Source organism: Lentzea jiangxiensis, assembly GCF_900104175.1.
GTDB classification, from domain to species: Bacteria; Actinomycetota; Actinomycetes; order Mycobacteriales; family Pseudonocardiaceae; genus Lentzea; species Lentzea jiangxiensis.
Genome location: NZ_FNIX01000003.1, coordinates 449,449 through 462,996, shown reverse-complemented (window position 1 = coordinate 462,996; position 13,548 = coordinate 449,449). Strand labels below are relative to the sequence as shown.

11 protein-coding genes are annotated in these 13,548 nt (G+C 71.6%); 2 read left to right on the top strand and 9 right to left on the bottom strand.

What is annotated here, in order from left to right; genetic code table 11:
- The 5 genes from BLQ91_RS13080 to BLQ91_RS13060 all read right to left on the bottom strand — a co-directional run bounded on the left by BLQ91_RS13080 (window position 1) and on the right by BLQ91_RS13060 (window position 4,485).
- The gene (locus BLQ91_RS13080; protein WP_245733378.1) at window positions 1-1,134 is read right to left on the bottom strand and encodes a glycosyltransferase family 2 protein; all 1,134 of its coding nucleotides are present in this window, start codon (window positions 1,132-1,134) and stop codon (window positions 1-3) included.
- Entirely contained in the window at window positions 1,116-1,949 is an 834-nt protein-coding gene (locus BLQ91_RS13075) for a carotenoid biosynthesis protein (RefSeq protein ID WP_090097060.1), read from the bottom strand. The genes BLQ91_RS13080 and BLQ91_RS13075 overlap by 19 nt, the downstream gene beginning before the upstream one ends.
- Window positions 1,946-3,463 carry an FAD-dependent oxidoreductase gene (locus tag BLQ91_RS13070; RefSeq protein WP_090097059.1) on the bottom strand — a complete coding sequence of 506 codons (1,518 nt, stop codon included), beginning with the start codon at window positions 3,461-3,463 and terminating at the stop codon, window positions 1,946-1,948. The genes BLQ91_RS13075 and BLQ91_RS13070 overlap by 4 nt, the downstream gene beginning before the upstream one ends.
- 226 nt (window positions 3,464-3,689) lie before the next feature.
- Complete coding sequence (locus tag BLQ91_RS13065) at window positions 3,690-3,899, bottom strand: DUF2795 domain-containing protein (protein WP_090097058.1); 210 nt, start codon at window positions 3,897-3,899, stop codon at window positions 3,690-3,692.
- Between the two features lie 55 nt (window positions 3,900-3,954).
- Window positions 3,955-4,485 (bottom strand): hypothetical protein, encoded by a 531-nt coding sequence (locus tag BLQ91_RS13060; protein ID WP_090097057.1) that lies wholly within the window; start codon window positions 4,483-4,485, stop codon window positions 3,955-3,957.
- A 76-nt stretch (window positions 4,486-4,561) separates the two neighbouring features.
- On the opposite strand from BLQ91_RS13060, the gene BLQ91_RS13055 reads away from it, so the two are divergent.
- Window positions 4,562-4,999 (top strand): MarR family winged helix-turn-helix transcriptional regulator, encoded by a 438-nt coding sequence (locus tag BLQ91_RS13055; protein WP_090097056.1) that lies wholly within the window; start codon window positions 4,562-4,564, stop codon window positions 4,997-4,999.
- A 205-nt stretch (window positions 5,000-5,204) separates the two neighbouring features.
- Window positions 5,205-5,627 (top strand): ATP-binding protein, encoded by a 423-nt coding sequence (locus BLQ91_RS13050; RefSeq protein WP_245733377.1) that lies wholly within the window; start codon window positions 5,205-5,207, stop codon window positions 5,625-5,627.
- Window positions 5,628-5,646: 19 nt separating this feature from the next.
- Here the strand turns inward: BLQ91_RS13050 and BLQ91_RS41270 are convergent, their stop codons facing one another.
- The 4 genes from BLQ91_RS41270 to BLQ91_RS13035 form a co-directional block, all read right to left on the bottom strand.
- Complete coding sequence (locus BLQ91_RS41270) at window positions 5,647-5,817, bottom strand: hypothetical protein (protein ID WP_176959717.1); 171 nt, start codon at window positions 5,815-5,817, stop codon at window positions 5,647-5,649.
- 395 nt (window positions 5,818-6,212) lie between these two features.
- Window positions 6,213-6,581: an ATP-binding protein gene (locus BLQ91_RS13045; RefSeq protein ID WP_090097055.1), complete on the bottom strand. Its 369-nt coding sequence runs from the start codon at window positions 6,579-6,581 to the stop codon at window positions 6,213-6,215.
- 136 nt (window positions 6,582-6,717) lie between these two features.
- Entirely contained in the window at window positions 6,718-9,042 is a 2,325-nt protein-coding gene (locus tag BLQ91_RS13040; protein WP_090097054.1) for a PP2C family protein-serine/threonine phosphatase, read from the bottom strand.
- On the bottom strand, window positions 9,012-13,544 hold the full coding sequence (locus BLQ91_RS13035; RefSeq protein WP_090097237.1) for a HAMP domain-containing protein: 4,533 nt from the start codon (window positions 13,542-13,544) through the stop codon (window positions 9,012-9,014). Before BLQ91_RS13035 ends, BLQ91_RS13040 begins: the two co-directional genes overlap by 31 nt.
- Window positions 13,545-13,548: the final 4 nt, after the last annotated feature.

Sequence of the window (13,548 nt, the reverse complement as noted above, 5' to 3'; positions counted from 1 at the left end):
TCAGCTGCTCTCCCGCAACGATCGACCCTTCCACCGCAACCGTCCCGCCCGCCGGGCCCGCCACGACCGCGCGACGAGCGACAGCAGCACGCCCACCGACACCGGGTGGGCCAGGGCGTCGGGCCACACCCGTGCGCCGGTGTGCCGTGCCGCCACGACCCTCGTGAACACCCCGGCCGCGTAGCCGACGGCACCGGCCCGCGAGCCCGCGAGAGCGGCGACCGGCGGCAGGACGTAGAGCCACGCCAGGACGAGCGACAGCGCCACCGCCCCCACCGGGCTGCCGGTGGCCGACCACAGCGACTTCTCGTACCCGTCCCGGACCTCGGTCCAGTCCTCGTACATCCGGCAGACAGCCACCGTGCTGCCGTCGACGACCACACCGCGGCCACCGCTGCGCTTGACCGCCCGCATCAGCGCGATGTCGTCGAGCACCGCCGCGGCGATGCCCTCGAAGCCTCCGCTGCGGTGGTACGCGCCGGCGTCCACGACCAGGAACTGCCCGTTCGCCGCCGACAGCGACGGCCGGGGCGAGCGCTCCGCCAGCCGCAACGGCAGGAAGACCAGCCACGACCACTGCAGCAACGGCTGGACGAGACGCGCTCCGGCGCCGTCCGCGAGCTGACGCGGGAACGGCGACACCACGTCGAGGTAGTTCTCGCGCAACAGCGCGACAGCGGAGGCGATCGCGTGGGGTTCGAGCACGACGTCGGCGTCGACGAACACCAGCACGCGACCGCGTGCCAGGCCGGCGAGCTGGGCGCACGCGTGGGGTTTGCCCGGCATCCCGTCCGGTGGTGCGCTTCCCGTGACGACGCGCAGCCGTTCGTCACCCCCCGCGGCCCGGCGCACCTCGCCGGCGGTGCCGTCGGTGGAGCCGTCGTCCAGCACGATGATCTCCAGATCGGGAACACCGCGCTGGCCCAGCAGCGACTCGACGGTCGGCGCGATCCGGTGCGCCTCGTCGCGCGCGGGCACCAGGACCGACACCTCCTCGCGGCACTGCGGCGGGTTCGCGGCCGGTACCCGCATCAACCGCGCGTTCACCAGCGCGTGTGCCGCTGCCACAACAGAACCGACGGCGGCGCCGCGCACCGCCGCACCGAGGAACCGCTTCACCGATGAGCCCGCCACAGCGACACGGCGAAGGGCACCGCCACCAGTCCCATGAGCAGTCCGGCGACCAGGGACACCATCGGACGGCCGAAGAAGGCCGCGTGAGCCCACACCGACGAACCGTAGGTCCACAGGTACAGCACGGGTGCCGGTCCCGCCCGCAGGTCCAGCTCCCTCGTGACGCGTGGCCGGCCGACGCCGCGGTGCAGCGCGGTCATCATCAGCACGGAGACGAGCAGCCATCCGGCGTAGTTCGTGAGGGGGATGCCGTCCACGCCGGGCAGTGCCGGGCTGGGACCGGCCCACTCCCAGTGGCCCGCGTCGACCATCTGCGGGTCGAGGAACACGTCCCACGACGCCAGCGCCCACGCGCTGATCCCGACGACCAGCCAGAACGGGGCGCTCACCCGCGACCAGCCCGCGAGCGCGCGGCCGACGAGCAACGCGGGCCAGCTCATCATCACCCAGGCCAGGGCCACGACCACCGGAACCCCGGCGACCTCCAGGCCCAGCGTGCCCGTGTAGCGGTAGTCTCCGAACGGGAAGCCCGTGTGCACGCCGATCGTCTCGGCCAGCAGGCCACCGCCTCCGGCGACCGCCACCAGCAGCACCGCCGCGCGCGGGCCGAAGCGGGCCAGCGCGTCGCAGACCGACGCCACCGCGAAGGCGATCACCGACGCCACCGTCGTGAAGAGCCGCTCGTCCGGCTCGGTCCTGGAGTAGACGATCTGCGCCAGCACGACGAGCGCACCGCAGATCCACGCCACCGCCGCGAGAGCGCGCACCCCACCGCTGGGTCCGCGAACGGCGACGCCCGGAGCACCGAGGTTCACGCCGGCCTCCGCCGGCGGGCCGCGGCGCGCAGCAGGGGCACGCGACCTTCGAGGGGGACCGTCCAGAGGTCCGTTCCGGTCACGCCCCACCGGCCGAGAAGCCGGTTCGCCGCGGCGAACCCGGTCGTGGCCGCGCGTTCCATCAACGCCACGGGCAGGTCGATGCGCACCAGATCTCCTGCCAGCACCAGGAAGTCGTCCGGCGTGCCGACCGGGGGCCTGTCCCCGTAGCCACCGGCGGGGAACAGCGGGCAGTCGGACCGCCACTCGTGCCGCTCGTCGACCACGGTGGCGCCCCTGGTCTCCGGGTAGACCTCGGTCAGCTGGTCCCACAGCCGCTTCTTCGCCTCGTCCTCGTCCACATCGGACGGAATGGCGTAGCCGTGCAGCTCCACGACCGAGCCGCCGGTGCGCGCCGCCCAGGCCCGTGCCTCGTGCTCGTAGTTGTCGAGGACGCTCACGTTGTCGAGCAGGTCGTAGCCGCTCGTGCCGATGAAGCCGGGCCGGTCGACCGGGCGGTCCAGCCAGTACCGCGACACCAGGAACGGGGGAGCCGTGCGCAACCCGTCCACCTTCGCCCGCCAGTCCGCGTCGCCCAGACCGGGGGAGGACCGCACGATCGCGCGCAGTCCGTTCACGTCGGCGGCGAGGACCACGGCGTCGGCGTCGAGCACGCCGTCCTCCGTGGTCACGGTGAAGCGCCTGTTCTCACCGCGTGCGACCGAATGCACGTCCACGCCGGCGCGGACGTCGGCGCCCAGCTCGGTGAGGCGGCGCCCCAGCGGGTCCCACAGGCCGTGCGGGAACGGGTCCGCGGCGACGTCGAAGAGCAGTCCCTCGTTCGACCCGAGGAAGTAGATGTGGAACATCACCGCGAGCTCGGCGGCCGACATGTCGCGCGGGTGCGCGAAGAAGCTGCGCGAGAACACCTCGAACGCGAGCGCGTGCGCCGCCTCCGGGAACCGCACGCGTTCCAGGTACTCGGCCGCGTTGAGACCGTCGAGCTCGTCGTAGACCCCGGGAACCGACACGTCCAGCAGCTTCAGGGCCGCCTCGGGGTTCATCTCCGGGAGGTCGCGCCAGCGGAACGTCGGGCTGCGCCGCAGGAACGCCAGCACGTTCCACGGCGCCGTCGTCGGCATGCCGGCGAACGAGTCACGGGCACCCCGTGCGTGCCACAGCGGGTAGTCCGGCATCGCGGTGAGCGCACGGCCGTCCGGGTCGACCCGCTTCAGCAGGGACCGCAGGTTGTAGTACTGCCGGAAGAACGCGTGGAAGCCGCGGGTCATCGTGACGTCGCTGCCGTCCGCGAGCTGCGTGGGCCACCCGCCGACGCGGCCACCGAGGTAGGTCTCGCGCTCGTACAGCACGACCCGGGCACCGCGTTCCGCGAGGAGCGTGGCCGCCGACAGCCCGGCGATGCCGCCGCCCACGACCGCGACGACCGGCACGTCGCCGTCCAGTCGCGGCCGTCCCGCGGGCGCGGGGATCCGCACCGCCTTGCGATCCTTCATCGGTGCTCCCTGTCCGGCCCGCAGCCGTCCGACACGCGGATGCCCAGGGCGTGCTCCACCGCCGCGACGGCCGCGGGGCCGGCTCGCGCCCGGTGCGCCGGACATCTGCTTCGAGGTGACGAGATCGGCGCCGGAGTGCTCCGGCGCCGATCTCGTGGTGGTTCTCCACGTCTGCCTCGACCGTATGGGCAGTCGGCCCGGCCTGCACGACGAGAACGGCGAGAGCTCAGGCCTCGCGGCTCTGGTCGACGGCGACCACGTCCAGGACCTCGTCGAACGATCCGTACACCCGGTCCGGAACGGAGTGCAGCGCGTGCACGGTGTCCTCGTCGGCGTTGTTGCGGGAAGCGTGGTCGACGAGCTGCCCCTTGTCGGCGGGGTAGATCACGTCGTCCAGCACCGTGCGCAGCCGGTCGATGGTGGTCGTGTCGCTCATCGCTCTCCTCCAGCTAGGTTCTCGACGCCACCGGCTACCCGTGCGTCCCGCACGACTAACGCCCCGGCGCCCCGGCTGAGGGGAAGGTCTCGCGCGGTCGTGCCGGACGCACCTCGAACACCTGCCGGATGACGCCGATCCACCAGATGAGGGTCAGCGCGACCACCGTCGGGTTCTTGAGGAACAGCAGCACCGCGAGATAGGTCTGCCTGGCCGACCCCGGCAGCAGGCCGGACACCACGTGCTCGGCGAGGACCTCGAACACGGCGAACGCCGCGCCCAGGAAGGCGACCTGCCACAGCAGGCTGCGCCAGTGCCGCCGCACGAAGGTCCGCGCGGCGCTCCAGCGCAACGTCCGGCCAGCCATCGCGATGCGCCACACGAGCACCACCAGGGCGAGACGTGCCGCCAGCACCACGAACTCCGAGGCCGTCGCGAGGGCGGGGTCGATCTCCCCGGTCCAGTTCACGACCACCAGGCGCTGGACCGAGGCCACCGCGGACAGCGCCACCACCGGTGCCAGGTGACGGGTGTAGCAGCGCCAGGTCCACCTCGGCACCTCGAGCGCCAGCGTCAGCTCACTCATGATCCCCCCAAATACTTTAGTCAGCTCAACAATTTAGTTCAGCATACTGAAATCTTCTGTGAGGTAAAGTGCCGATGTGGAAGAGCGAGACGCCGGACGCGCACTGAGCACCGCCGTGGTGGCGTTCCACGAGGCGGTCGGCGCCAGCCTCGGGGTCACGGCGGTCGACCAGCGTGCGCTCGCGGTGATCGCCGGGGCGGGATCGGTGTCGGCGGGAGAGCTGGCCAAGGAGATCGGCCTGACACCGGGAGCGGTCACGGGGGTGGTCGACCGGCTCGTGCGGGCGGGACTCGCCTCTCGGACGCCCGACCCGGAGGACCGCCGCCGGTTGGTGATCACCGCCGTCCCCGGCGCGTTCGGGGACGCCTTCGGGGGCCTGGGCAAGGCGATGGCCGAACTGGCCGAGCGCTACTCGCCCGCCGAGCAGGCCGTGATCGCCGACTGGGTGGCGAACACGATCGAGGTGCTGCGTGAGCAAACGCGCATCCTCAACGCGAAACCGCCGCGGCGGTAGCGGACGCGGTTGGGTGCGGAGTTGCCCGCTATCGGCGGCTCCTCCGTGACTGACCGCAGTGGGAAGCCTTCGCGGTAGCCCGAAGTCACGACCGGTCGTGCCCGATTTCGGTGCAGTGTCCGTGTCGGGGCGACATCCGTGGGATCCTGGACATCTCCTGATCTGGAGAGTGCAGGTCGTGTTCCTGCCTTCGCGGAGGCGCCTGGTGAAGACCGTCGACGAAGACTCGAAGTCGCTGGTGCTCGACTTGCCCGTCGAGCCGACCATCGTGATGGCCGAGCTGCGCGGTCAGCTCACCTCCGCCCTCGCGGACCTGGGCGAGGACCACGTCTACGACGTCCTCCTGGTCGTGACCGAGCTGGTGTGCAACGTCCTCGACCACGCGTCGGGCTTCGGCCGCCTCCGCGTCCTGCGGCACGCGACCCGGTGCGAGGTCACGGTCGAGGTCGACGACGGGTCGCCGGTCCTGCCGGTGCACGGGCGGTCGCGGCTGGGGGACACGCGGGGGCGGGGGATCGTGGTCGTCGACAAGCTCGCCCGCGAGTGGGGCACCCGGCCGGCCGCTGGGGGCAAGACGGTGTTCGCGGTGGTGAGGTGCCCGGAGGACGGGGAAGCGCGGTGCGGCTAGCGGTCGAGCCGCGGTGATGTCACGGCCTCCGGCCTGCCGCCCGCAGTGACGCGACCGCCTCCGGCACGCTGCCGGACAGGGGCAGCGTGCCGTCCAGCCCGGTGAGCGCCAGCGGCAGCCGGGTGGCGCGGCTCGACGCCACCAAGGCGAACGGTGTCCGCCGCTGCGCCGCGTGGTCGTCGGTCTCCACCCACGTCTGCGGAGGTGCACCCTGCCGCGGAAGAGCAGGTCAACGCTACGACCGGGACCTCTGCCGCTCAGGCGCCGTGTCGCGGTCGTGCCCTGACCCGAACCGACCTGGCATTGGTTCTGATTCCCGTTCGTCGACGTCGGCAGAGGTGTCGTTGCGAGGGCTTCCGGGTTGGGCAGCGGCTCGCGTCGGCGCTTCTCGCGGTGGGCTGGGCGGGAGCGCGGTGACCAGGCAGAACAGCGGAGCCAGGGGTGGTCGAGGTGGTGCGGCGCAACCAGGCGGGTCTCGTCTTCGACCTCGGGGCCGTGACGTTCTTCTGCTCCGCCGGCATCAGCCTGCCGGCGGTCGTGCGGAGGCAGGCCGAGCAGCGGAACGACATCGAGCCCGCGAGACCGTTAGGTCGCCGCCGCGCACGGGATGACAGCCCACACGGCCTTCCCGGCGTTGCGCTGAGCCACGCCCCACTGCTTGGCCAGCCGGTTCACGATCACCAGGCCGCGCCCGCGCACCGAGTCGGGCCGGGACGGCTGCATCTGCGGAGGAACGGGTGAGGCGTCCTCGGCGACGATGCTGACGGTGCAGGGCTCATCGGATCTGTGGAGCTTCAGCCGTGCAGGCAGCCGCGCGTGGTCGAAGATGTTGGACGCGAGCTCGGTGATCACGAGCAGCACGTCGAGAACGTCGTCCTCGCGCACGTTCGAGAGGATCGACTGAGCCCATCGCCGGATCTTCGCCGTGTCGGGTGCGGTGCTCGCGAGCTCCATGACGTGCCACCCGCCGGCGGATTGCGCGTCAGCCAAAGCGTGGCCTCGCCGTTCGTCTGGCTTCACACAGATGGGTTACCTCCGGTGCCCAGGACGAAAACCGGTGACCTGGCTCGCACCATCGAACCGCCGGTCATCACGGCAGCTGCACACCGACGACGCACGTGTCGTCGTCCGTGTCGGCCTCGCTCTGGGCGAGCAGGTGGTCGAGGAGGTCGTCGAGGTCGGCCCGCGGCTCCCGCACGGTCTCGCAGAGGCGGTTCAGGCAATCGTCCAGCGGCGCGTCCCTGCGTTCGACCAGGCCATCGGTGTAGAGCAGCAGCGTGTCGCCCCTTTCGAGCACGATCTCGCCCTCCGCGTACGACGCCTCGGACATCGCGCCGAGCATCATTCCCTGCAGGAACGGCAGCAGGTCGCCCCGCCCGTCCCTGATCAGCACCGGCGGCAGGTGGCCGGCGCGGGCCCAGCGCAGCACGCGGGTGTTCGGGTCGTAGAGGCCGCAGATCGCGGTGGCGAAGATGGTGTCGGCGAGGTGGTGGGCCACCAGGTTCAGCCACGTGAGCAGCTGGGCCGGGCCCGCGCCGGTGGCGGCCAGGCCTCGTAGCGCGTTGCGCAGCACGACCATGCCGGTGGCGCCCTTGATGCCGTGGCCGGTGATGTCGCCGACCGACACCAGGATCTGCTTCGACGGGAGCACCACCGCGTCGTACCAGTCGCCGCCGACCAGTTCCTCCTGCGCCGCCGGCCGGTACCGCACGGCGACGCGGAGCCCGAACGCGTCGAGCGTCGGGTGCGTCGGCGGCATGATGACCTGCTGGAGCTGCAGCGTGAGCTTGTTGTGCTCGGCGGCCTCCTGCGCGGTGATCGCCAGCTGGTCCTGCGTGGCCGACAGCGCGACCTCGGTCCAGTGCTGGGCGGAGACGTCCTGGTAGGCGCCGCGGACGGCGAGCAGCGCGCCGTGCGAGTCCAGGACGGGTTCGGCGATCACGCGGACGTGCCGGGTGACGCCGTCGGGCCGTTGCAGGCGGAAGGCCGCCGAGGCGCTGCGGTGGTCGTGCAGGACGGTCTGCACGAAGCCGTTGAGCGCGGGCACGTCGTCCGGGTGCGCGTGCGCCGCGATCTGGCCCAGCGGCACCGGGTCGGCGCTGGGCTCGCGGCCGAAGAGCGCGTGCAGCTGGCTGTTCCACACGATCGCGCCCGTGTGCTGGTCCTCCTCGAAGCCGCCGACGCGGCCGAGGCGCTGGGCGTGCTGCAACAGGTTCGCGAGGCGTGCCGTCTCGTCCTGCACCCGCCACACCACGAGCACCAGCACGCCGTGCCGGGTGATGCTCACGCCGGCCGTCACCGGCAGCGACACCTCGTCGATCAGCGCTGCCAGGTCCATGTGCTCGGTGCGGAACGCCTCGCCGGTGGCGTGCACGTGCTCGACCTTGTCGAACAGGCCGCCCTCGGACGCGGCCAGCGGGTAGGCCTCCAGCAGGGTCTTGCCCGCCACCGCGGCCCGCGGCCTGCCCGCCAGGTCGACGAACCGGCCGTTGACGTGGTGGACGCGGAAGTCGGCGATGGTGCCGTCCGGTGACAGCTCCGGACCGAGGACCAGCGCCGGGTCGAGCAGTCCGTCGGCGAGGTCCACCAGCTCGGACGGGGCCGCCGCGCCGTGGTCGGCGAGACCGGCCGTCGCCGTGCTGTCGAGGGTGGCCGCGCACAGCTCCGCCAGGGCCTCCACCTGCTTGTGCACGCTCAGCGGCTGCGGCGGCAGGGCCGAGGGCCAGCAGATCTCCAGCACCCCGGTGATCCGGCCACCGGTGCCCGCGGGCACGGTGACCCGGCCGGGCAGGTCGGCGCCGATCGATGGCAGGCCCGAGTCGTGCAGGTCGGCGATCCACACGGCCTCGCGCCCCATCAGCGCCCGGCGGGCCGGCGTCGGCACTCCCGGCGGGACGTACCGCCAGCGGCTCGCCTCGCCGGGAGTGAACCCGGCGTGCCCGGCGAGGGTGAGCGACGCGTCCGCGCCCGCCAGCCAGATCGCCACGGCACTCGCGCCCAGCGGGGCCAGGGCGTGGGCGAACAACGACTGCGCCGCCGACTGCGTGTCGTCCGCGTGCAGCGCCCCGCTCTCCGCCGTGCGCAGGCGAACCGCCGCGGTGGCGTCCGGCCGGCCGTCCGGCAGCGGGGGAGCGGTGAGCTCGTCGCCGGAGACCTCGTTGACGATCTCCACGGCGAGCTGGAGCTGCGTGATGTTCGCGCGTTCCGCGAGCAACGCGAGCTGTTCGGCGGCCTGCGCCGGACCGCAGCGCAGGCGCTCGACGAGCACGCCCTTGGCGAGCTCGACCAAGGCCCGGCCGTCCGCGGTGGCCCTGGCCTCCTCGATCTCGTCGCGCAGCCGGGCGACGGTGCCCGCGAGCCGCCCGACGCCCGCCTCGTCGCCGGTCACCTCGTGCGCATCCACCGGTGCACGCACGCGAGGAGGTCCTCGGCGTCGACCGGCTTGGTGACGTAGTCGTTGGCGCCCGAGGCGATGCTCTTGTCGCGGTCACCCGGCATCGCCTTCGCCGTGACGGCGATGATCGGGAGGTCCACGTGCTCCGGCATGGCGCGGATGGCGGCCGTGGCGGCGTACCCGTCCATCTCCGGCATCATCACGTCCATCAGGATCAGGTCGATCTCGGGGTGGCCGACCAGCGCCTCGATCCCCTCCCTGCCGTTCTCGGCGTGCAGGACCCGCATGTCGTGCAGCTCCAGGATGCTGCTGAGGGCGAAGAGGTTGCGCGCGTCGTCGTCGACGATCAGCACCGTCCGGCCGGCCAGCTGACCGTTCACCCGGTGCGTGGCCTCCGGTCGCGGCTGCTCGGGACGCACGAGCGGCAGGACGTCCTCCGGCGCGTCCGCGTTGAGGTGCAACGCGATCCGCTCCCGCAGTTCGTCCAAACTGGACAGCAGCTCCAGCGGCCGCGTGCTGCTGCGGCTCTCCAGTTGCTGCTCGTACTGCGGCGCCAGCCTGCGGTTGTTGTGCGCCAGCACGGGAATCGTGCGGGTGGCGGTGTCGCCGTCGAGCGCCTCCAGGAACCGCAGCGCGGCCCCGTCCGGCATGTCGAGCTCCAGGACGACGCAGTGGCACGGCTCGGTCGCGAGCGCGGCGGCGGCCTCCTCCCGGCCGACCGCGGTGACCACCTCCACGGGACCGCGCGGGTCGTTGCTCGCGGACAGGTCGGTCACGGCGCTCTGCGCGACCAGCGACAGCAGCCCCTGCGGCCGTTCCTCGACGACCAGCAGCCGCCGCTTGTGGGTCACGGAGGGGACGGGCTCCTCCACCGCGGCGGGAGCGGCCGCCTCGACCGCGGCCAGCGCGGGTTCGGCGAAGTCCGCGCTGTGCACCGGGAGGTAGAGCGTGAAGGTGCTGCCCTTGCCGAGCGTGCTCTCCGCGGTGATCGACCCGCCGAGCAGGTAGGCGATCTCGCGGCTGATCGACAGGCCGAGTCCGGTGCCGCCGTACTTGCGGCTCGTGGTGCCGTCGGCCTGCTGGAACGCGCCGAAGATGGACTCGAGCTGGTGCTCGGCGATGCCGATGCCGGTGTCGCTGACCCGGAACATGATCGCCTGGCCGTGTGCGCGCATGGCGGGCGGCAGCTCACCGGGGTCGGCGACCTCGATGCGCAGCTCCACCCCGCCGGTCTCGGTGAACTTGACCGCGTTGGAGAGCAGGTTGCGCAGCACCTGCTGCAGGCGCGTGTCGTCGGTGACGAGCTCCGGCGGCGTGCCCGGCGAGGTGGTCAGCTGGAAGCTCAGGCCCTTCTGGGACGTGAGCGGGCGGAACGTCACCTCGACGTAGTCCAGCAGCTGCCGCAGGGAGACGCGTTCGGGCGTGATGTCCATCTTGCCCGCCTCGATCTTCGACAGGTCGAGGATGTCGTTGATCAGGCCCAGCAGGTCCGAGCCCGCGGAGTGGATGATGCCCGCGTACTCCACCTGCTTCGGCGTGAGGTTGCGGCTCGGGTTCTGCGCGAGCAGCTGGGCGAGGATGAGCAGGCTGTTGAGCGGGGTGCGCAGCTCGTGGCTCATGTTGGCCAGGAACTCCGACTTGTACTTCGACGCGAGCGCCAGTTCCCGCGCACGGGTCTCCAGCTCCTGGCGGGCCTGCTCGATCTCGAGGTTCTTCGCCTCGATGTCGCGGTTCTGGGTGGCGAGCAGCGCCGCCTTCTCCTCCAGCTCCGCGTTGGAGCGCTGCAGCTCCTCCTGGCGCACCTGCAGCTCGCCCGACCGCGACTGCAGCTCACCCGCGAGGCGCTGCGACTCGACGAGCAGCTCGTCGGTGCGGGCGTTGGCGACGATCGTGTTGACGTTGACGCCGATGGTCTCCATCAGCTGGTCGAGGAAGTCGCGGTGGATGGCCGTGAAGTGGTGCACCGACGCGAGTTCGATGACACCGAGGACCTGTTCCTCCACCACGATCGGCAGGACGACGAGGTTCACCGGCGCCGTGCGGCCGAGCCCCGAGGAGATGGCGACGTAGTCCGCCGGCACCTCGTCGACGGCGATGGTGCGGCGGCTGCGCGCCGCCTGGCCGACGAGCGACTGGCCGAACCGGAACCGGGTCGGCCTGGAGTCGTCGTCGGGGTGGCCGTAGGAGCTGATCAGACGCAGCTCCTGGCGGTCCTCGGTGTCGTCGGCGAGGTAGAAGGCGCCGAACTGCGCCGACACCAGCGGGGTCAGCTCGTCCATGATCAGCTCGGCGACCACGGCCAGGTCCCGGCGGCCCTGCATCAGGCCGGAGATCCGGGCCAGGTTGGACTTCAACCAGTCCTGGTCCTGGTTGGCCTTGGTGGAGTCGCGCAGCGACCCGACCATCGAGTTGATGTTGTCCTTGAGCTCGGCGACCTCGCCGGAGGCCTCGACGGTGATCGACCGGGTCAGGTCGCCCTCGGCGACCGCGCTCGTCACCTCGGCGATCGCGCGCACCTGGCGGGTCAGGTTCCCGGCGAGCTCGTTGACGTTCTCCGTCAGGCGCTTCCACGTGCCGGACACGCCCTCGACCTCGGCCTGGCCGCCGAGGCGGCCCTCGCTGCCGACCTCGCGCGCCACGCGCGTCACCTCGGCGGCGAACGAGCTGAGCTGGTCGACCATCGTGTTGATCGTGGTCTTGAGCTCCAGGATCTCGCCGCGCGCGTCGACGTCGATCTTCTTCGTCAGGTCGCCCTGCGCGACGGCGGTGGTGACCTGGGCGATGTTGCGGACCTGGTTGGTCAGGTTGTTCGCCATGAAGTTGACGTTGTCGGTCAGGTCCTTCCACGTGCCCGCCACGTTCGGCACGCGTGCCTGACCGCCGAGCATGCCCTCCGTGCCGACCTCGCGGGCCACGCGGGTGACCTCGTCCGCGAACGCCGAGAGCGTGTCGACCATCGTGTTGATGACGCCCGCGAGCGCGGCGACCTCGCCCTTGGCCTCGACGGTGATCTTCTGGGACAGGTCGCCGCGGGCGACCGCCGTGGCGACCTGCGCGATCGAGCGGACCTGGTTGGTCAGGTTGGACGCCATGACGTTCACGTTGTCCGTCAGGTGCTTCCACGTGCCGGAGACGCCGCGCACGGTCGCCTGGCCGCCCAGGTTGCCCTCGGTGCCGACCTCGCGCGACACGCGGGTGACCTCGTCGGCGAAGCCGGACAGCTGGTCGACCATCGTGTTGATGGTCTCCTTGAGCTCCAGGATCTCGCCGCGCGCGTCGACGCGGATCTTCTGGCTGAGGTCACCGCGGGCGACCGCCGTCGTCACCTGGGCGATCGAGCGCACCTGTGCGGTGAGGTTGTCCGCCATGACGTTGACGGACTCGGTGAGGTCCTTCCACGTGCCCGAGACGCCCTTGACGTCCGCCTGGCCGCCGAGGCGGCCGTCCGTGCCGACCTCGCGGGAGACGCGGGTGACCTCGTCGGCGAAGCTCGACAGCTGGTCGACCATCGTGTTGATGGTGTTCTTCAGTTCGAGGATCTCGCCGCGGGCGTTGACCGTGATCTTCTGGCTGAGGTCGCCCCGGGCGACCGCCGTGGCGACCTGGGCGATGGACCGGACCTGCGCGGTCAGGTTGCCCGCCATGAAGTTCACCGAGTCGGTGAGGTCGCGCCAGGTGCCGGACACGCCCTTGACGTCCGCCTGGCCGCCCAGGGCGCCCTCGGTGCCGACCTCGCGGGAGACGCGGGTGACCTCGTCGGCGAAGCTCGACAGCTGGTCGACCATCGTGTTGATGGTGTTCTTGAGCTCGAGGATCTCGCCGCGCGCGGTGACGGTGATCTTCTGGCTGAGGTCGCCCTGCGCGACCGCCGTGGTCACCTGGGCGATGTTGCGGACCTGGTCGGTCAGGTTGCCCGCCATGAAGTTCACGGAGTTCGTGAGGTCGAGCCACACGCCGCCGACGCCGGGCACCTCGGCCTGGCCGCCGAGCCGCCCCTCGCTGCCGACCTCCCGGGCGACGCGGGTCACCTCGTCCGCGAACGACGACAGCTGGTCCACCATCGTGTTCACGGTGTTCTTCAGTTCCAGGATCTCGCCGCGCGCGTCGACGTCGATCTTCTGGCTGAGGTCGCCGCGGGCGACCGCCGTGGCGACCTGGGCGATGTCGCGGACCTGGCTGGTCAGGTTGCCCGCCATGGCGTTCACCGAGTCGGTGAGGTCCTTCCACGTGCCGGACACGCCGGGCACCTCGGCCTGACCGCCCAGCCGCCCGTCCGTGCCGACCTCGCGCGCGACGCGGGTGACCTCGGAGGTGAACAGCGAGAGCTGGTCGACCATGCCGTTGAAGACCGTGGCTATCTCGCCGAGCAACCCGTCGGAGTCGTCGGGCAGGCGGATGCCGAAGTCTCCGTCGCGCACCGCCGTGAGACCGGCGAGCAACTGCCGCAACTCGGGCAGGTCGGTTGCCCGTCTGGCGACGTCCTGACCAGCCAATGCCTCGGCAGGCGCACTCGTGCCACTCATTTCC

Coding starts and splice junctions, on each gene's coding strand:
- BLQ91_RS13070 (WP_090097059.1), bottom strand. CDS start 3,463: ATGAAGGATCGCAAGGCGGTGCGGATCCCCGCGCCCGCGGGACGGCCG.
- BLQ91_RS13065 (WP_090097058.1), bottom strand. CDS start 3,899: ATGAGCGACACGACCACCATCGACCGGCTGCGCACGGTGCTGGACGAC.
- BLQ91_RS13060 (WP_090097057.1), bottom strand. CDS start 4,485: ATGAGTGAGCTGACGCTGGCGCTCGAGGTGCCGAGGTGGACCTGGCGC.
- BLQ91_RS13045 (WP_090097055.1), bottom strand. CDS start 6,581: ATGGAGCTCGCGAGCACCGCACCCGACACGGCGAAGATCCGGCGATGG.
- BLQ91_RS13035 (WP_090097237.1), bottom strand. CDS start 13,544: ATGAGTGGCACGAGTGCGCCTGCCGAGGCATTGGCTGGTCAGGACGTC.